The sequence below is a fragment of the Micromonospora sp. NPDC048907 genome (genome assembly GCF_055586885.1).
The window spans coordinates 756995-772151 of record NZ_JBVJHI010000002.1; the positions used below are offsets into that span (position 1 = coordinate 756995).

A 15157-nucleotide genomic window follows, 5' to 3' on the forward strand; every position below is an offset into this window, starting at 1 on the left:
ATTCAGAGCGAACAGTGTTCGTTGACGAACACTGTTCTATCAACGAACCACGTTCGCGGCAAGTACTATGTTCGAGTCCCTGAGCCGGAGGTCGTCCGTGAGCGAACAGCCCGCCCCGCCGTGGCGCACCCGGCCCCGCAGCCGGGCGCCCCGACAGCCGCTGAGCCAGCAGGCGGTGGTCGACGCCGCCCTCGCCGTGCTCGGCCGGGAAGGGCTGGGCGGGCTCAGCATGCGGCGGGTGGCCCAGGAGCTGGGCACCGGACCGGCCTCCCTCTACGCCCACGTCTCCGGGCGCGAAGAGCTGCTCGAACTGCTCGTCGACCGGGTCAGCGCGGACATCACCGTGCCCGAGCCCGACCCGGGTCGCTGGACGGAGCAGGTCCGCGAGGTGGCCCGGCAGGCGTACCGGGTCTACGCCGCGCACACCGAGCTGGCGCTGGCCTCACTGGCCACCATTCCCACCGGTCCGAACGCCCTGCGGGTCACCGACGGGCTGCTCGCCGTTCTCCGCAGCGGCGGCGTGCCGGCCCAGCAGGCAGCCTGGTTCCTCGACCGGCTCTTCCTCTACATCGCCGGCGACGCCTACGAGGGCGCCCTGTACGCCGAGAAGGTCCGGGCCGCCGGCCAGGACCAGCCGACCTGGTGGGCGCGGATGCGCGAGCAGCTCAGCACGTACTACCGGAACCTGCCGGCGGGGCGGTACCCGCACCTGCGGGAGCATGTGGACGTGCTGCTCGCCGGCGACGGCGACACCCGCTTCGATTTCGGCCTCGACCTGCTGATCCAGGGCATCGCCACCCACGTCCCGGACGGGAGTGACCACGGCCGCGCCGGGTAACCAGCGCCGACGTCAGTCGTCGAGGCACCGGGAGGTCAGGGCATGAGCGCACCGACGGCACGGGTCGACACCATCGTGCTGATCCACGGGCTCTGGATGACCTCGCGCAGCTGGGAGCACTGGGCCGACCGCTACGCGGCGCGCGGCTTCCAGGTGCTCACCCCCGCCTGGCCCGGGATGGACCAGGACGTCGAGCGCCTGCGGGAGGACCCGACGCCGATCGCCGCGCAGCGGATCACCGGCATCGTCGACCACTACACGGCGGTCATCCGGGACCTGCCCCGACCGCCGATCGTCATGGGGCACTCGTTCGGCGGCCTCATCGCGCAACTGCTGCTGGACCGGGGCCTCGGCGCCGCCGTCGTCGGCCTGCACCCCGCGCCGGTCAAGGGCGTGCTGAAGCTCCCCCTTAGCACGCTGCGCTCCGGGTTCCCGATCCTGCGCAACCCGGCGAACCGGCACCGCGCCGTGCCGTTCACCCCCGAGGACTTCCGGTACACCTTCGGCAACACGATCAGCCCGGAGGACTCCGACGCCGCGTGGGAGCGGTACGCGGTGCCCGCCGCGGGCCACGTCTTCTTCGAGGGGGCGTTCGCCAACCTCGACCCGAACTCGGCGACGGCGGCGGACACCACCCGGTCCGACCGGGCGCCGCTGCTGGTGACGGCCGGCGGCGAGGACCACGTGGTGCCGGCCTCGCTGGCGTCCTCCGTGGCCAACCTCTACCGGGGCACGACGGCGATCACCAGCTACCGGGAGTTCCCGGGCCGGTCGCACTTCGTCGGCGGCGAGCCCGGCTGGGAGGAGGAGGCCGACTTCGCGCTGGAGTGGGCCGTGGAGGCGGCGAACGACTACTCGCCGACCGTGGTCAGCACGGCCCCCGGGCGGCGCTGAACCGGGCCCCACGCCGCCCGGGTGTGGTTCCGGTCCGGACGGGTATGACGGGGTCATGAGGGCGAGCTTCCGGCTTGGCCGGATCGCGGGGGTACCCGTCGGGGTCAACTGGAGCGTCCTGGTCATCTTCCTGCTGATCGCGTGGGCGCTGTCCGCCAGCCAGTTCCCGCGCGCGTACCCGGGCCACTCGGCCGTGGCGTACGTCGCCGCCGGGCTGGCCGCCGCGGCGGTCTTCTTCCTCGGCCTGCTCGCTCACGAGGTGGCGCACGCGGTGGTCGCCAAGCGCAACGGCATCGAGGTCGAGGGGATCACGCTCTGGCTCTTCGGCGGCGTCTCGGAGCTGAAGGGCGAGGCCCGCGACCCGGGCGCCGAGCTGCGCATCGCCGGGGTGGGACCACTGGTCAGCCTGATCATCGGGCTCTTCTTCGGGGCGATAGCGGTGCTGCTCGCCCTGGCCGGCTCCCACGGCCTGCTGCTCGGCGCGCTGTCCTGGCTGGCCGGCATCAACGTGCTGCTGGCCATCTTCAACGTCCTGCCGGCCGCCCCGCTGGACGGCGGCCGGCTGCTGCGCGCGGCGGTCTGGAAGGCCACCGGCGACCGGACGAAGGCCTCCGTGGTGGCGTCCCGGGCCGGCTGGGTCCTCGGCGCCCTGCTGATCGGGCTGGGGCTCTGGCAGTTCCTGGCCGGCAGCGGCGTGGGCGGGCTCTGGCTCGCGCTCATCGGCTGGTTCCTGATCGGTGCCGCCGGCGCGGAGGAGCGCCAGGCCCGGATGGGCACCGCGCTGCGCGGCATCCGGGTCGCCGACGTGATGACCCCGCAGCCGCAGACCGCCTCCGGGGAGATGACCGTCGCCGATTTCGTCGACCACTACCTCTTCGCGTACCGGCACTCGGCGCTGCCGCTCGCCGACGAGGGGCGGCCGATCGGGCTGGTCACCCTGGACCGGGTCCGCGGCGTCCCGGCCGACCGGCGCGCCGCGACCACCCTGGCCGAGGTCTCCTGCCGGGCCGACGAGCTGGTGCTCGCCAGCCCGGACGAGCAGCTCAACGACCTGCTCCCCCGGCTCAGCCAGTGCGCCGACGGCCGGGCGCTCGTGGTCACCGACCACCGGCTGGTCGGGATCGTCTCGCCCAGCGACATCAGCCGGGCCGTCCAGCGCGGCAGCATGCGCGAGCAGACGGCGGCCGGCCGCTCCTAGCCGTCGGCCAGCAGGCCGCGCAGGTGCGCCCGGGTCCAGGCCGCGATGGTGAACGAGTCGGTGAGGACCCCGTCCCGGATGAGCGCGCCGACCTCGGCCGGTGGGCAGCGCCGCAGGGCCCGGATGCCCTCGCGCGCGTCGGGCTCCCCGACCGCCGCCACCTCCGCCAGGAAGAGCCGGACCTCGTCGGTGGAGGTGCCGGTGTCCGGGTGCAGCACCCCCAGGTCGACCAGGCGGACGACCTCCGCACCGATCTCCTCGCGCAGCTCCCGGGCGGCCTGCTCCTCGGCCGGCACGCCGGGCTCGCCGAACCCGCGCGGCGCCTCCAGGTGCCAGCGCCGGGTCGCGTGCCGGAAGTGCTCGATCAGCACCACCGCGCCGTCGAGCACCGGCAGGAGCACGACCCCGTACGTGCCGCCCATCGAGATCGCGCGGAGGTAGGTGCCGAGCGCGCCCCCGGTAAACCGGACCGGGTCCCGCAGCAGGGTGAGCCACTCGTCCTGGTACGCGACCCCGCTCCGGCCCCACTCCTCGGGCAGGCCCCGCGCGCGCAGCGCCTCGACCTTCGCCCGTTCCGCGGCGGCCACCTCGGCGGGGTCGACCAGGATCTCCACCGCGGCGCCCGGCGGGTTGACGAACAGGTCCGGCAGCCGGTCGCGCAGCTCCCGGTAGCGGAGGTCGTCGGGAGCCTCACTCATTCGCCCTCCCGGGGCCGGTCGATGTTCGGTTCGGTGTCGCGTTCGACGTCGCCGTCGACCACCGGGAAGCCGCCCTCCCGCAGCCGGGCGACGAGTTCCCGCCAGTCCTCGCGGGCCCGCTCGAGCCGCACCCGCATCACGTCGATGCCGGTGGCCAGCTCGTTCTCGGCACGGCGCTGGTCGCGGCCCACGACGGCGAAGCGGAGCACCGCGTCGGTGCCCCGGGACGCGACCTCGGTGGCCACGTCGCCGATGACCTCCAGCCGGGGGTCGCCGTCGTAGATGACCGAGGCGGAGGCGCCGAGGACCTCGATGGTGATCCGGACGACCGGCTGCCAGATCCGCATCCGGCTGCGCCGCCGTTCGCCGACGATGTCCGCGAGCCGGCCGGCGAGGGCGAGGTAGCGGTCGTAGACCAGCTGGCCACGGGCCACGAAGTCGGTCGGGTCGTCGAGCAGCGACTCCAGCGCGGTCAGGTAGCGGCGCCACTCGTCGGTGTCCCGCGCCTGCCGCACGTGGGCCAGTTCCAGCCCGGTCAGGTCGATCCGCAGCGGAAACTGGGCCAGGTCGAAGGCCTGCGGCCGGAGCGTCCGGAGCAGCTCCACGAGCTGCGCCAGGTCGGCCCGCGGCGCGCCCTCCTCGCTGGGCCGGGCCGCCCGCACGGGCGGCCGCTCCTGAAGGGCGGTGCGCCGCAGCGAGTCGGTGGGGATCAGCGCGAAACGCTCCACCGCGTCGGGCACGGTGGTGTTGTACCGCAGGTCGATGAGCTGCTTGAGCTCCGCCACGAGCGGCGCCGACCGGAAGCGGCCCTGCGCGGGATCGCTGCCCGGCTCGACGAGGAACTGCCGGTAGAACCCCTCCCGGTCGGCCCGGTCGGTGTCCGCGGCCCACAGGGTCACCTCCCGCAGCCGCTCCCGCAGCGCCGGGATGCTCTCCCCGTCGAGACCGAGGTCGCGGCGCAGGGCGTCGAGGTTGAAGCCGCGCACCTGCAGCAGGAAGCGGTGGAACTCCTCGAACATCAGTCGCTGGGTGCACTCCTCGTTCTCGGCGTCGTCCCAGCTCAGCCGGAGGCACCGGATGTGGTCGAGGTCGCCGAGCAGGCTCCGCCAGGCGTCCCAGCCGACCCGGTCGACGGTGAACCGCGGCTCGTCCGCGGGCGAGCCCTCGCGGAGCAGGAAGGGGACCAGCACGCTCTCGTCGAGCAGGGCCCGGACCGCGTCGCGTTGCGGGCCGCGGACCGCGAAGTCCTGGTAGACGACCGGGTTGTTGAAGAAGTACGCCCGGTTGACGATGACCTGCTCGGCGTTGAGGATCGAGCGGAGGTACTCGGCCCGCGCGTCCTGCCGGCGCCGGCGCTCCACCTCGGCGTAGGAGAGCCGCCGGCTCACCATGTGCTCCAGCAGGTCCCGGGTGACCCACTGGTTGTCCAGGCACTGGGCGACGACGCTGATCCGGGACAGCGCCCGGTTGTCGACGCGGACCAGCCCGCCCGGCCCGGAGGTCTCCTGCACCGTCTTCTCCCTCGCCGCCGTCCACTGTGAATGGTCGGCCCATAGGCTACGGGTGACCCGCGGGTAGGTCAGTATCGCGGGAAGTAACGGTCCAGCAACGCTGTGCGGAACTTGCCGGCCGGGTCGAACTCGCGCAGCAGGGCGCGGAAGTCGCCGTGGCGCGGATAGGCGGCGGCCGGGTCGCGGGCGAACAACTTGCCCCAGTGCGGGCGCGCGGCGAACGGGGCCAGCCGCTCCTCCACCTCGGCCAGCACCGGGGCCACCGCCGCCGGGTCGCCGATCCAGGTGAAGTGGACGGCCAGGCTGTCCCGCCCGTGGTTCGGGCTGAGCCACAACCCGTCGGCGGCCACCGTACGCAGCTCGCAGACCTGGAGCACGGCGGCGATCCGCTCCGCCGCCGGGTCGAGCGCGGCCAGCGCCGCGGCGGCGTCGGAGCGGGCCACGTGCCACTCGGACTGGAGCTCGTCGCCGCTGCTCGGGGTGAAGCCGAGCCGGAAGTGCGGCAGCCGCTCGTGCCACGGCCCGGGCGCCCCGAACTGGGCGGTGCAGACCTCCCCCGGCATCCCGGGCACCGGGTGCTGGGGCGTGTCGGCCGCGCGGGTGTCGAGCCAGTCCGGCGGTGGCGGCGGCTGGTCGGCGCGCTGCTTGACCCACACCTGGTCGAAGCGCGGCGACCGCCAGCCGGTGAAGACGCTCACGCTGTACGCCGCGTCGAGGGCGGCGTCGAGCGCCGCGCGGGGCAGGCCGAGCCGGACGTACTGCCGCACCGTGAAGGTGGGCACCACGTCGAGGGTGAGCCGGGTGACCACGCCCAGCGCGCCGAGGTGGACCACCATCCCGGCGAACCGGGGGTCGGCGCGGTCCACCGTGAGCAGGTCGCCGTCGGCGGTGACCAGTTCCAGCGCGGCCACGGCGGTGGCCAGGTTGCCGTTGGTCGGCCCGGAGCCGTGGGTGGCGGTGGCGACCGCCCCGGCCACCGAGATGTGGGGCAGCGACGCGAGGTTCGCCAGGGCGTACCCCTCGGCGTGCAGCGCGGTGGCCAGGTCGCCGTAGCGCAGCCCGGCGGCGACGGTGACGGTGCCCCGGTCGCGGTCGAGCGCGACGGTCGGCGGCAGCCCGGCCACCGACACCTGCTCGCCGGTGGTGTCGCCGAGCCGGTTGAACGAGTGCCCGGTGCCCACCGCCCGGACCCGGTCCGTGCCGGCCACCAGCCGGCGCAGCTCGTCCAGCGTGGCGGGCTCGTGGCGGGCCCGGGCCGACCAGGTGACGTTGCCCGCCCAGTTGGTGCCGGTCATGCCGCGGCCCTGCCGGCGTGCGGGGTGCGGGCGTCGGTGAACCGCTCGCCCGCGTAGCGGACCAGAGCCGCGGTCACCTCGTCGGGGTTCTCCCGCACCTGCCGGAGGTCGAGCAGCTCGACGGCGGGACGGCCGTCGCGCGGGTGCCGGGCGGCGACCCGCGGGCCCGGCGGCAGCCCGGCCGCGGGCACGCCGACGAGGCGGCCGGCGTCGTCGAGGGCGAGCGCCGCGAACTGCTCCCAGCGGTACGTCCCGCGCAGGCCCGGCCGGCGCACCTCCAGCCCTTCCGGCCCGAGCACGCAGCGGAACGGCCGCAGCGCGCCGACCAGCACCGCCACGCCGACCGCCACGACGCCCAGGGCGACAAGCATCCGCAGCACCGGCCCGTCGCCGGCGACGGCGAGCACCATCACCCCGCCCGCCACACAGACGAGGGCCAGCGGCAGGGCCCCTCGGTTCCGGTGCAGCTCCATGTCGTTCCTCCCCGGTTCCGGTCGCCGGTGTCCGCGTGCATCATCCGCCAATCGCGCAAGCCGCGGTTGCCCCGCACTCCGGTAGGGCACCCTGTGGACATGAGCAGCTACCGCGACCCGAGCCTCCGCGGCGACGTGTATCCGTCGGAGGAGGAGATCGACCCGACCGGCGTGGGTCCCGACCCGGCCGGGGCGGCGTACGACACGGCCCCGGCGCCGCCGCCGATGCCGGAACCCGAGCCCGACCCGATCCCTCATCCGGGCCCACCGCCCCGGACCGCCGGGGGACGGTCGATCGTCACCCGGCACCTGGACGGTTCGGTCGAGGTGGTGACCGACCTCGACGGCGACGGGGTGGCCGACGTGGTGCAGGTCGACCTGGACGGCGACGGCGTCCCCGACGTGACGTACCTGGACAGCGACCGGGACGGCCGGCTCGACACGGTGCGCCGCGGCCCGGCCGGCTGAGCGGTACCGCTCACGCGCCGCGCCGGCGTCGTCCACGACCGCGTGTCACACCTGCCGCATCACCTCGGCGGCGACCAGCTCCAGGTGGTCCAGGTCGGCCAGGTCGAGCACCTGGAGGTAGACCCGCTCGCTGCCGATCTCCGCGTACCGGCCGAGCTTGTCGACGACCTCGGCGGGCGTGCCGGCCGCGCCGTTCTCCCGCAGTTCCGCGGGGTCCCGCCCGATGGCCGCGGCGCGCCGGGCCACCTCGGCGTCGTCCCGCCCGCAGCAGAGCACCAGCGCGTTGGACCAGGTCATGCTCGACGCGTCCCGGCCGGCCTCGGCGCAGGCCTCCCGGACCCGCTGGAACTGCGCGGCCGAGTCCTCGACCGAGGCGAACGGCAGGTTGAACTCGTCGGCGTACCGGGCGGCGAGGCGGGGCGTCCGCTTCGGGCCCATGCCGCCGAGCAGGATCGGCGGGCGGGGCTGCTGGACCGGCTTGGGCAGCGCCGGGGAGTCGCTGACCGGGTAGTACTTGCCGGGGAAGTCGAAGGTCGCGCCGGCCGGCGTCGCCCAGAGCCCGGTGATGACCGCGAGCTGCTCCTCCAGCCGGTCGAACCGCTCGCCCAGCGGCGGGAACGGGATGCCGTACGCGGTGTGCTCCTCGGCGAACCAGCCGGTGCCGATGCCCAGCTCGACCCGGCCGCCGCTCATCTGGTCGACCTGGGCGACGGTGATGGCGAGCGGGCCGGGCAGCCGGAAGGTGGCCGCCGTCATCAGGGTGCCGAGGCGGATCGTCTTGGTGTCCCGGGCCAGGCCGGCGAGGGTGGTCCAGGCGTCGGTCGGACCGGGGTCGCCGCTCACCGAGCCCATCTTGAGGTAGTGGTCGGAGCGGAAGAAGGCGCCGAAGCCGGTCTCCTCGGCGCGGCGCGCCACGGCGAGCAGCTGGTCGTAACTGGCGCCCTGCTGGGGTTCGGTGAAGATCCGCAGTTCCATGCCCCGAGCATAGAAAGCGGGCGGACCCGCCGCGTGCGCGCCTCGTATTCCTTGACAGGCATATGAGCGTCGGGGCATATTGTGGGGGTGTCCGGGGATGCCTTCGCCGTGCTGGCCGAGCCCACCCGACGCCGCATCCTCGACCGGCTGCGCCGGGCGGAGAGCAGCGTCGGCGACCTCGTGGCCGCGCTCGGCATGAGCCAACCGGCCGTCTCCAAGCACCTGAAGGTGCTGCGGGAGGCCGGCCTGGTGAGCTGCCGCACCGCAGCCCAGCAGCGGATCTACCGGCTCGACGTGCGCCCGCTGCGCGCCGTCGACGACTGGCTCGGGCCGTACCGGCGGATGTGGTCCGACCACCTCGACGCCCTGGAACGCCATCTCGACAGTGAGGAGTGACCATGGACCGCGACAGCTTCCGGCCCGGCCCGCTCGCCGACGTCTCCTGGGCGCCGGCCGGCGACCGGTGGGACCTGGTCCTCGTCCGCGACCTGCGGCACCCGCCGGCCAGGGTGTGGGCGGCGCTCACCGAGCCGGACCGGCTCGCCCAGTGGGCGCCCTTCCTCGCCGACCGTGACCTGGCCGCACCCGGGGCGGTCACGCTGACCACCGTCGACGGCGACCGGCGCTGGCCCGCCCCGGCCACCGTGCGGCGCGCCGAGCCGCCCACCCTGCTCGAGTACACCTGGGGCGACGGCCTGCTCCGCTGGGAGCTGGCCGGCACGGAGGACGGCACCCGGCTGACGCTGCGGCACCGCTTCGATGACCGCGCGCTGGGCGCCAGCATGGCCGCCGGCTGGCACCTCTGCCTCGACGTGGCCGGCCACCTGCTCGACGGCGACCCGGTCGGCCCGATCCGGGGCACCGAGGCCACGGAGTTCGGCTGGAACGAGCTGCGGGCCGCGTACGACGAGCGCCTGGCGGACTGACGGGTCAGCGGGTGGCGGCCGGGGCGTCCGGCAGGGTGATCGCGGTGGCCGCCCGGCGGATCGGCTCGGTGACCCGGCGGATCATGCGGTCCCGGCCGGGCAGGCGCGGCACGAGCCGCAGCATGAGCGTCTGGAACCGGATCTGCGCGGCCGAGGTGAGCACCATCCCCCTGAGGTTGCGCTCGGCCAGCAGCTGGTTCGCCGTCACGAACGGGCGCATCCGCCGCTCGTACCCGGCGAAGCCGGCCACCGGGTCCCCACCGGCCTCGGCCAGCGAGGCGGCCAGCACGTACGCCCCGACCAGCCCGAGGCTGGTGCCCTGCCCGGAGGCGGGCGACGGGCCGTAACCGGCGTCGCCGACGAGCCCGACCCGGCCGGTGGACCAGCCGTCCATCCGCACCTGGCTCATGGGCGCGAGGTAGAGATCCGGCGCGTCGGCGGCCGCGGCGAGCAGCTCGGGCACCCGCCACCCGGCCCCCGCGTACGCCCGGGCCAGCACGGCCCGCTGGGCGGGCAGGTCCCGGTGATCGGGCTCCTCGGGGGGCGACGGGAAGAGGAACAGCGCCCGGGCGTCCGGCGCCCCGGCGGTGCGGTAGACCCCGACGGTCCGGCCCGGCGCCGGGTACATCAGCTCGATCCGCTCCTCGCCGAACTCGGCCGGGACGGTGCAGATCGCGATGTGGTGCCCGAGCGGGCGCAGGTGCGCGGCGGCGGGACCGAACGCGAGCCGGCGTACCGTCGAGTGCAGCCCGTCGGCGCCGACCACCAGGTCGAAGCGGCGGCGCCCGCCCCCGGCGAAGGTCACGTCCACGCCGCCGGCGGCCGGATCCAGCGTGGCGATCGAGTCGCCGAAGAGGTATTCCACGTCGCCGGTCGCCTCGACGAGCAGCCGGGCCAGATCCCCGCGCATCACCTCGGCGTCGTCCCCCTCCCGGCCGCCGAAGAGCGCGGCGTCCATGGTGGCCAGCTGCGCGCCGGACGCGTCCACGAAGCGGGCGGACCGCATCCCGGTGTCGCGCCGGCGCACCTGCTCCAGCAGGCCCATCCGGTCCAGCACGGTCAGCGCCGCGCCCCGGACGTCCACCTTGTAGCCCCCGTCGCGCAGCGCCGGGGCGCGCTCGACGACTGTCGGCCGGAAGCCGTGGCGGCGCAGCCACCAGGCGAGCGCGGGGCCGGCGACACCGGCGCCGGAGATCAGCACATCAGTCATGCCACTGACGGTACAAGCGTGTTAGACGTTTGTGCAAGACGTTTGTTCCAGGAATCGGTTAGGCTGCTCGGCATGGGAAATCGGGAGGACCTGCTGGCCGGGGCGAAGCGCTGCCTCATGGAGAAGGGCTACGCGGCCACCACGGCCCGGGACGTGGCCGGCGCCGCCGGCACCAGCCTGGCCGCCATCGGCTACCACTTCCGCACCACGAAGGCGCTGCTCAACGAGGCGCTCGTGGAGGCCATGGCCGAGTGGGGCGAGGAGCTGGGACGCGCCCTCGCCGAGGACGCCGGGCCGGACGCCACGCCCGAGCAGCGCTTCGAGGCGGCGTGGGAGCGGATCATCGAGTCGTTCACCCGGCTACGGCCGCTGTGGGCCGTCCAGTTCGAGCTGATCCCGCAGCTCGACCGGGCGCCCGAGCTGCGGGAGGCGTTCACCGGGGTCACCCGCCAGGCCCGGCTCGGGCTGGCCGAGGTCTTCCACCGGCTCGACCCGGGCCTCGACGAGTCGACCGCGCTCGCCCTCGGCGCCTTCCACCAGGCGCTGATCGGCGGCGTCGCGGCCCAGTGGCTGGTCGACCCGGCGGCGGCTCCCTCGGCGCGGGAACTGACCCGGGCGCTGCGGGTCCTGGCCGCCGACTTCCGCGACGGTCAGGGCTGAGGCGACCCCGAGCAGCCGGACCGGCCCGCCGGCGAGGGTGCTGTCATCCCGCGCGCCGCCGGCGCAGCAACGCCGCGCCGCCGCCGACCACGGTCGCGCCGATGGCGGTGCCGATGGCGACGAGGGCCGCACCCACGGCCCAGAGCCCGGTGTCGTCCGTCGACGCGGCCCGGACCGCCCAGGCCGCGGTGAAGGCCACCGTCATCACCGGCGCCACCAGCCACGGACTCCGGAACCAGCCGCCCACGGCGGCGATCACGAGCAGGGTGAGCACGGCGGCGGCCACCTGCCAGACGGCGTACGGGCCGCTGGTCGCGCCGGTCTCCGGATCGACCGTGTAGCCCGACTCCCAGCCCAGCCAGGCCCACCAGGCGCCGACGGTGGCGGCCGCCAGGAGCAGGCCGCCGAGCAGGGTACGCGTCGTCTTCGTCACGGCCCGATCCTGCCGGCTCGCGGAGCCGCGCGGATGAGCATGCGTACTCGGTCGGGCGCGGCACCTCAACCGTGCGGTGCTGGCTCAGCCGCTCTCGCGACCGGTCACCCGAGGGTCCAGCGCACCTGGGGCGGCCGGACCCGGGCACAGATCGGCCCGCCCCGGGCGTCCGTCAGCCCGAGCCGGCCCACCAGCGCACCGGCACCGTCGTGGCCGGCCCGGAGCAGCTCGGGCGGGACGTCACCGAACAGCAGCTTCGCCCGGCGGAACATCTCGAAGCGGTCGCCGGTCACCGCACCCCAGCTCAGGTAGAGGAAGCGCGCCCCGGGACGGCCGTGCACCCACGGCCCGCCCACGTCGAGCAGTCCGTCCACCTCGCGGCTGGTGACCTCGACCTGCCAGGCCGCTTCCTCCGCGTCGACCGCGACCCGGTCGACCACCTCGGCCCGGCACTGCATCCCCACCTGCACGTTGCGCAGCCGGAGCAGGTCCGCCTCGGCGCCGGCGCGCCGCCCCGGCAGGTCGGTGCCCTCGATCCGGATCAGCATGCTCCGACTGTAGGGCGGGTCCGACGCGGCGTCCGGGCCGGGATGTCCACGTCGGCCTCCGGCGCACCGACACGTCAGCCGACCGCTCGTACCCGTGAGTCGCCCCCGGATGACGACGGTCTGGAATGCTGCGCCCATGCCGTCCTTTCCACCCACCTTCGCCGACCAGGTCATCGCACAGCCCGCACACGCCCAGTTCGAGGCGTTCCTCGACGAGCACCGCGGCACGCTCAACGGTTGCCTGGAGGGGCTGACCGAGGAACAGGCGCGCCGGTCGTTGGTGGCCTCCCGGACGACGCTGCTGGGTCTGGTGAAGCACGCGACCTTCGTGGAGAAGGTCTGGTTCGACCAGGCCGTGACGGGCCGGTCGCGCGCGGAGATCGGCATCCCGGCAAGGTCGGAAGATTCGTTCGTCCTCGATGACGGCGACACGATCGCCACCGTCCAGCGCGCGCACCGCGAAGCCTGCGAGGCAGCACGCCGGGCGACGTCATCCCTGGGTCTGGACGACATCCTTCGCGGGCACCCGCGGGGCCCGCTTCCGCTGCGGTGGGTCTATCTGCACGTGCTGCGCGAGCTCGCCCAGCACTGCGGGCACGCGGACATCCTCCGCGAGCAGATCGTCAACGAGTAGCGCGTCCCCTGCCGCTGGAAGGCGGGGTCACGAATGCGGTGGTGACCGTCGGCCTGTCGATGTTCGGCGATTCGGCTCCTGCCGGGAACCTGCCGGATGACCAAGACTGAAGCGATGTCTTCCGATATCCGGGCCGCACCGCGTACCCAGGTGACCGTCGCCGCCGCGCTCGTCGTCGCCGGCGTGCTCGTCCTCCTCGTCCCCGCCGGCGACGAGGGCCGGGTCCTCGTGCCGGTCAGCGACGGTCACGGGCTGTCCGCCGTCGACGGGGTCGGCGCCGCGCTGCTGACGGTGGGCGGCACCTGGCTGGAGGTGCTCGTGGTGCGGCGCCTGCCGTACCTCGCCCTGCCCCCGCGGGGCATGTTCGGCCTCGGCCTGCTCGCCGGCCTCGGCGTGGGGCTCCTGATCGCCTCGGTCTTCTCCGGATTCTTCTGGTGGTGGGCGGTCGGCGCCGCCGCGCTGGGCGTCGCCGTCCTCGTCCTCGCCCCCCTCACCGCGCGCCGGTGAGGTAGCCGACCCTCCGCCCGCGCGCCGGATCGGCCGACCCGGCCGGCCCCCGGTGATGAGTTGTCGCGCCCGCACCCGTCATACCTATGACGGGACCGGACGAGGCGGAAGGATGACGCGATGAGTGCGGACACGCGGCTGGAGGAGCTGGGCGTGAGCGGGCTGGACGAGATCGACGAGCCGGCGTTCGCGGGCCTGGCGGAGCGGCACCGGCGGGAGCTGCACGTGCACTGCTACCGGATGCTCGGGTCGTTCGAGGACGCCGAGGACGCCGTGCAGGAGACGCTCCTGCGTGCCTGGCGGCGGCGGGAGACCTTCGCGGGCCGGTCGACGTTCCGGGCCTGGCTGTACCGGATCGCCACGAACGCCTGCCTGGACCTGCTCGCCAGGCGCCGCCCGGAGCCGGCGACCGGCGGCGAGGTGCCCTGGTTGCAGCCCTACCCGGACCGGCTGCTCGACGAACTGCCCGCGGGCGACGCGGACGAGCCGGAGGCCGTCGCCGTCGCGCGGGAGACGATCGAGCTGGCGTACCTCGTCGCGGTCCAGCACCTCGCGCCGCGCCCACGGGCCGCGCTGATCCTGCGGGACGTGCTGGGCTGGCCGGCGAGGGACGTCGCGGAACTCCTCGGGGACTCGGTCAACTCCGTGAACAGCGCGCTGCAGCGGGCCCGCGCCGGCATGCGGGAGCACCTGCCCGCCGAGCGGCAGGACTGGACCGGCGGCGAGGAGGACGCCGGGACGCGCGCGCTGGTGCGCCGGTTCACCGACGCCAGCGTCGCCAAGGACCTCGACGCTCTCGCGGCCATGCTGCGGGACGACGTCCGCTGCTCGATGCCGCCCACGCCCGGCCTGCACGTCGGCCGCGAGGCCGTGCTGACCGACTGGGTCGAGGACGGTTTCCCGGAGCTGGGGCGGCTGCGCTGCGTCCGCACGTCCGTGAACCGGCAACCCGCCGCCGCCTTCTACCTCTGGCGGGAGCAGGAGGGCGCGTACCTGCCGCTGACGATCGACGTCCTGCGCATCACCGGCGGGGCGATCACCGAGATCACCACCTTCCACGACGACCAGTTCCCGCGGCTCGGGCTGCCGGAGTGCCTGCTGGCGGACGGCACCGAGTAGCCCCGGGTGGATCCCGGCGCGGACGCCCACCGTCCCGGCCAGGCCGTCACACGGTCATCGACAGATGGAGGAACGACATGAGCAGCATGGATGACACCGGGGTCGCCGCCGGTCCGGCACCGGGCCGGACCAGCCGCCGACTCCGCGGGCTCGCCGTCACCGGCCTCGGTGCCACGCTCGCGGCGATGGCGGCCACCACCCTCGCCGCCGCGCTGGCCCGGGCCGCCGGGGTCGACTTCGAGATCCCCGACGGTGGCGAGACGATCCCGTTGGCCGGGTTCGCCGTGGTGACCGGCTTCTTCTGCGTCGTGGGCATCGTCATCGCCGCGGCGCTGCTTCGGTGGAGCGCCCGCCCCGCACCGCGATTCGTGTGGACGGCGGTGGCGCTGACCGCGCTCTCGGTGGTCCCGCCCCTCGTCTCCGGGGCGGACACCGCCACCATCACCGCCCTCATCGGGCTGCATCTCGTCCCCGCCACGGTGATGATCTCCACCCTGGCGCGCGGCCTCCGCACGCGGACGTGGTGAGCACGCGGCTGACAAAGGAGTGGACGGGATGCTGGCCGGGCTTGTAACTTGCAGCTGGCCGTGACACCGCCCGAGGAGGTGAGACCCATGAACGTTGTACCGATGTGGGTGCTCCCCCTCTCCGTCGTGGCCGGCGACTGACGTAGGTGTCGCCGGGAGCGCCTCGCCACCAGGGCACTCCCGAAAGGCATCACCTGTGCGCTCTCCTCAGTCCACCGCCACGCCGTCGCCGACCGATGCGGT

Annotated in this window: 19 protein-coding genes; 11 read left to right on the forward strand and 8 right to left on the reverse strand. The window is 74.5% G+C overall.

Annotation, left to right across the window (positions count from 1 at the left end):
* Nucleotides 1-97 precede the first annotated feature (97 nt).
* From ACZ6PY_RS08590 to ACZ6PY_RS08600, 3 genes are read left to right on the forward strand one after another with little or no spacing between them, the layout of a single operon-like run.
* On the forward strand, nucleotides 98-838 hold the full coding sequence (locus ACZ6PY_RS08590) for a TetR/AcrR family transcriptional regulator C-terminal domain-containing protein (protein WP_466070459.1): 741 nt from the start codon (nucleotides 98-100) through the stop codon (nucleotides 836-838).
* Between the two features lie 42 nt (nucleotides 839-880).
* Entirely contained in the window at nucleotides 881-1732 is an 852-nt protein-coding gene (locus tag ACZ6PY_RS08595; RefSeq protein ID WP_466070461.1) for an alpha/beta hydrolase, read from the forward strand.
* Nucleotides 1733-1787: 55 nt separating this feature from the next.
* Nucleotides 1788-2930 (forward strand): site-2 protease family protein, encoded by a 1143-nt coding sequence (locus tag ACZ6PY_RS08600; RefSeq protein WP_466070463.1) that lies wholly within the window; start codon nucleotides 1788-1790, stop codon nucleotides 2928-2930.
* Here the strand turns inward: ACZ6PY_RS08600 and ACZ6PY_RS08605 are convergent.
* From ACZ6PY_RS08605 to ACZ6PY_RS08620, 4 genes are all read right to left on the reverse strand, one after another.
* Nucleotides 2927-3628 (reverse strand): NUDIX hydrolase, encoded by a 702-nt coding sequence (locus tag ACZ6PY_RS08605; RefSeq protein ID WP_466070465.1) that lies wholly within the window; start codon nucleotides 3626-3628, stop codon nucleotides 2927-2929. The genes ACZ6PY_RS08600 and ACZ6PY_RS08605 overlap by 4 nt on opposite strands.
* On the reverse strand, nucleotides 3625-5139 hold the full coding sequence (locus ACZ6PY_RS08610; RefSeq protein ID WP_466070467.1) for a hypothetical protein: 1515 nt from the start codon (nucleotides 5137-5139) through the stop codon (nucleotides 3625-3627). The genes ACZ6PY_RS08605 and ACZ6PY_RS08610 overlap by 4 nt, the downstream gene beginning before the upstream one ends.
* A gap of 68 nt (nucleotides 5140-5207) precedes the next feature.
* Nucleotides 5208-6434: an FAD-binding protein gene (locus tag ACZ6PY_RS08615; RefSeq protein ID WP_466070469.1), complete on the reverse strand. Its 1227-nt coding sequence runs from the start codon at nucleotides 6432-6434 to the stop codon at nucleotides 5208-5210.
* Nucleotides 6431-6907, reverse strand: a complete 477-nt coding sequence (locus tag ACZ6PY_RS08620) for a hypothetical protein (protein WP_466070470.1) — start codon at nucleotides 6905-6907, stop codon at nucleotides 6431-6433. The genes ACZ6PY_RS08615 and ACZ6PY_RS08620 overlap by 4 nt, the downstream gene beginning before the upstream one ends.
* 99 nt (nucleotides 6908-7006) lie before the next feature.
* Between ACZ6PY_RS08620 and ACZ6PY_RS08625 the strand changes: the two genes are divergently transcribed.
* Nucleotides 7007-7375 (forward strand): hypothetical protein, encoded by a 369-nt coding sequence (locus tag ACZ6PY_RS08625; RefSeq protein ID WP_466070472.1) that lies wholly within the window; start codon nucleotides 7007-7009, stop codon nucleotides 7373-7375.
* 45 nt (nucleotides 7376-7420) lie between these two features.
* Here ACZ6PY_RS08625 and ACZ6PY_RS08630 read toward each other — a convergent pair whose 3' ends face one another.
* Complete coding sequence (locus ACZ6PY_RS08630; RefSeq protein ID WP_466070474.1) at nucleotides 7421-8350, reverse strand: LLM class F420-dependent oxidoreductase; 930 nt, start codon at nucleotides 8348-8350, stop codon at nucleotides 7421-7423.
* Between the two features lie 87 nt (nucleotides 8351-8437).
* On the opposite strand from ACZ6PY_RS08630, the gene ACZ6PY_RS08635 reads away from it, so the two are divergent.
* Nucleotides 8438-8746 (forward strand): ArsR/SmtB family transcription factor, encoded by a 309-nt coding sequence (locus ACZ6PY_RS08635; protein WP_466070476.1) that lies wholly within the window; start codon nucleotides 8438-8440, stop codon nucleotides 8744-8746.
* Nucleotides 8747-8748: 2 nt separating this feature from the next.
* A complete protein-coding gene (locus ACZ6PY_RS08640; RefSeq protein WP_466070478.1) occupies nucleotides 8749-9276 on the forward strand; it encodes an SRPBCC family protein in 528 nt (175 codons plus the stop codon).
* A 4-nt stretch (nucleotides 9277-9280) separates the two neighbouring features.
* Here the strand turns inward: ACZ6PY_RS08640 and ACZ6PY_RS08645 are convergent, their stop codons facing one another.
* Nucleotides 9281-10486: an FAD-dependent monooxygenase gene (locus ACZ6PY_RS08645; protein ID WP_466070480.1), complete on the reverse strand. Its 1206-nt coding sequence runs from the start codon at nucleotides 10484-10486 to the stop codon at nucleotides 9281-9283.
* 72 nt (nucleotides 10487-10558) lie between these two features.
* On the opposite strand from ACZ6PY_RS08645, the gene ACZ6PY_RS08650 reads away from it, so the two are divergent.
* Nucleotides 10559-11146 carry a TetR/AcrR family transcriptional regulator gene (locus ACZ6PY_RS08650; protein ID WP_466070482.1) on the forward strand — a complete coding sequence of 196 codons (588 nt, stop codon included), beginning with the start codon at nucleotides 10559-10561 and terminating at the stop codon, nucleotides 11144-11146.
* Between the two features lie 43 nt (nucleotides 11147-11189).
* Here ACZ6PY_RS08650 and ACZ6PY_RS08655 read toward each other — a convergent pair whose 3' ends face one another.
* Both ACZ6PY_RS08655 and ACZ6PY_RS08660 read right to left on the reverse strand, forming a co-directional pair.
* The gene (locus ACZ6PY_RS08655) at nucleotides 11190-11579 is read right to left on the reverse strand and encodes a hypothetical protein (RefSeq protein WP_466070484.1); all 390 of its coding nucleotides are present in this window, start codon (nucleotides 11577-11579) and stop codon (nucleotides 11190-11192) included.
* Nucleotides 11580-11683: 104 nt separating this feature from the next.
* Nucleotides 11684-12127: a DUF5990 family protein gene (locus tag ACZ6PY_RS08660; RefSeq protein WP_466070486.1), complete on the reverse strand. Its 444-nt coding sequence runs from the start codon at nucleotides 12125-12127 to the stop codon at nucleotides 11684-11686.
* 109 nt (nucleotides 12128-12236) lie between these two features.
* Between ACZ6PY_RS08660 and ACZ6PY_RS08665 the strand changes: the two genes are divergently transcribed.
* The 4 genes from ACZ6PY_RS08665 to ACZ6PY_RS08680 all read left to right on the forward strand — a co-directional run bounded on the left by ACZ6PY_RS08665 (nucleotide 12237) and on the right by ACZ6PY_RS08680 (nucleotide 14914).
* On the forward strand, nucleotides 12237-12761 hold the full coding sequence (locus ACZ6PY_RS08665) for a DinB family protein (RefSeq protein ID WP_466070488.1): 525 nt from the start codon (nucleotides 12237-12239) through the stop codon (nucleotides 12759-12761).
* A gap of 114 nt (nucleotides 12762-12875) precedes the next feature.
* Complete coding sequence (locus tag ACZ6PY_RS08670) at nucleotides 12876-13268, forward strand: hypothetical protein (RefSeq protein WP_466070490.1); 393 nt, start codon at nucleotides 12876-12878, stop codon at nucleotides 13266-13268.
* Nucleotides 13269-13388: 120 nt separating this feature from the next.
* Nucleotides 13389-14387, forward strand: a complete 999-nt coding sequence (locus ACZ6PY_RS08675) for an RNA polymerase subunit sigma-70 (protein WP_466070492.1) — start codon at nucleotides 13389-13391, stop codon at nucleotides 14385-14387.
* A gap of 77 nt (nucleotides 14388-14464) precedes the next feature.
* The gene (locus tag ACZ6PY_RS08680; protein WP_466070494.1) at nucleotides 14465-14914 is read left to right on the forward strand and encodes a DUF6069 family protein; all 450 of its coding nucleotides are present in this window, start codon (nucleotides 14465-14467) and stop codon (nucleotides 14912-14914) included.
* The last annotated feature ends 243 nt before the right edge of the window (nucleotides 14915-15157 follow it).

Bases quoted from the DNA above. Each gene is read 5' to 3' on its own strand.
- ACZ6PY_RS08675 (WP_466070492.1), top strand. From the start codon at position 13,389: ATGAGTGCGGACACGCGGCTGGAGGAGCTGGGCGTGAGCGGGCTGGAC.
- ACZ6PY_RS08615 (WP_466070469.1), bottom strand. From the start codon at position 6,434: ATGACCGGCACCAACTGGGCGGGCAACGTCACCTGGTCGGCCCGGGCC.
- ACZ6PY_RS08605 (WP_466070465.1), bottom strand. From the start codon at position 3,628: ATGAGTGAGGCTCCCGACGACCTCCGCTACCGGGAGCTGCGCGACCGG.
- ACZ6PY_RS08660 (WP_466070486.1), bottom strand. From the start codon at position 12,127: ATGCTGATCCGGATCGAGGGCACCGACCTGCCGGGGCGGCGCGCCGGC.
- ACZ6PY_RS08625 (WP_466070472.1), top strand. From the start codon at position 7,007: ATGAGCAGCTACCGCGACCCGAGCCTCCGCGGCGACGTGTATCCGTCG.
- ACZ6PY_RS08595 (WP_466070461.1), top strand. From the start codon at position 881: ATGAGCGCACCGACGGCACGGGTCGACACCATCGTGCTGATCCACGGG.
- ACZ6PY_RS08645 (WP_466070480.1), bottom strand. From the start codon at position 10,486: ATGACTGATGTGCTGATCTCCGGCGCCGGTGTCGCCGGCCCCGCGCTC.
- ACZ6PY_RS08680 (WP_466070494.1), top strand. From the start codon at position 14,465: ATGAGCAGCATGGATGACACCGGGGTCGCCGCCGGTCCGGCACCGGGC.
- ACZ6PY_RS08640 (WP_466070478.1), top strand. From the start codon at position 8,749: ATGGACCGCGACAGCTTCCGGCCCGGCCCGCTCGCCGACGTCTCCTGG.
- ACZ6PY_RS08600 (WP_466070463.1), top strand. From the start codon at position 1,788: ATGAGGGCGAGCTTCCGGCTTGGCCGGATCGCGGGGGTACCCGTCGGG.
- ACZ6PY_RS08670 (WP_466070490.1), top strand. From the start codon at position 12,876: ATGTCTTCCGATATCCGGGCCGCACCGCGTACCCAGGTGACCGTCGCC.
- ACZ6PY_RS08650 (WP_466070482.1), top strand. From the start codon at position 10,559: ATGGGAAATCGGGAGGACCTGCTGGCCGGGGCGAAGCGCTGCCTCATG.
- ACZ6PY_RS08665 (WP_466070488.1), top strand. From the start codon at position 12,237: ATGACGACGGTCTGGAATGCTGCGCCCATGCCGTCCTTTCCACCCACC.
- ACZ6PY_RS08630 (WP_466070474.1), bottom strand. From the start codon at position 8,350: ATGGAACTGCGGATCTTCACCGAACCCCAGCAGGGCGCCAGTTACGAC.
- ACZ6PY_RS08620 (WP_466070470.1), bottom strand. From the start codon at position 6,907: ATGGAGCTGCACCGGAACCGAGGGGCCCTGCCGCTGGCCCTCGTCTGT.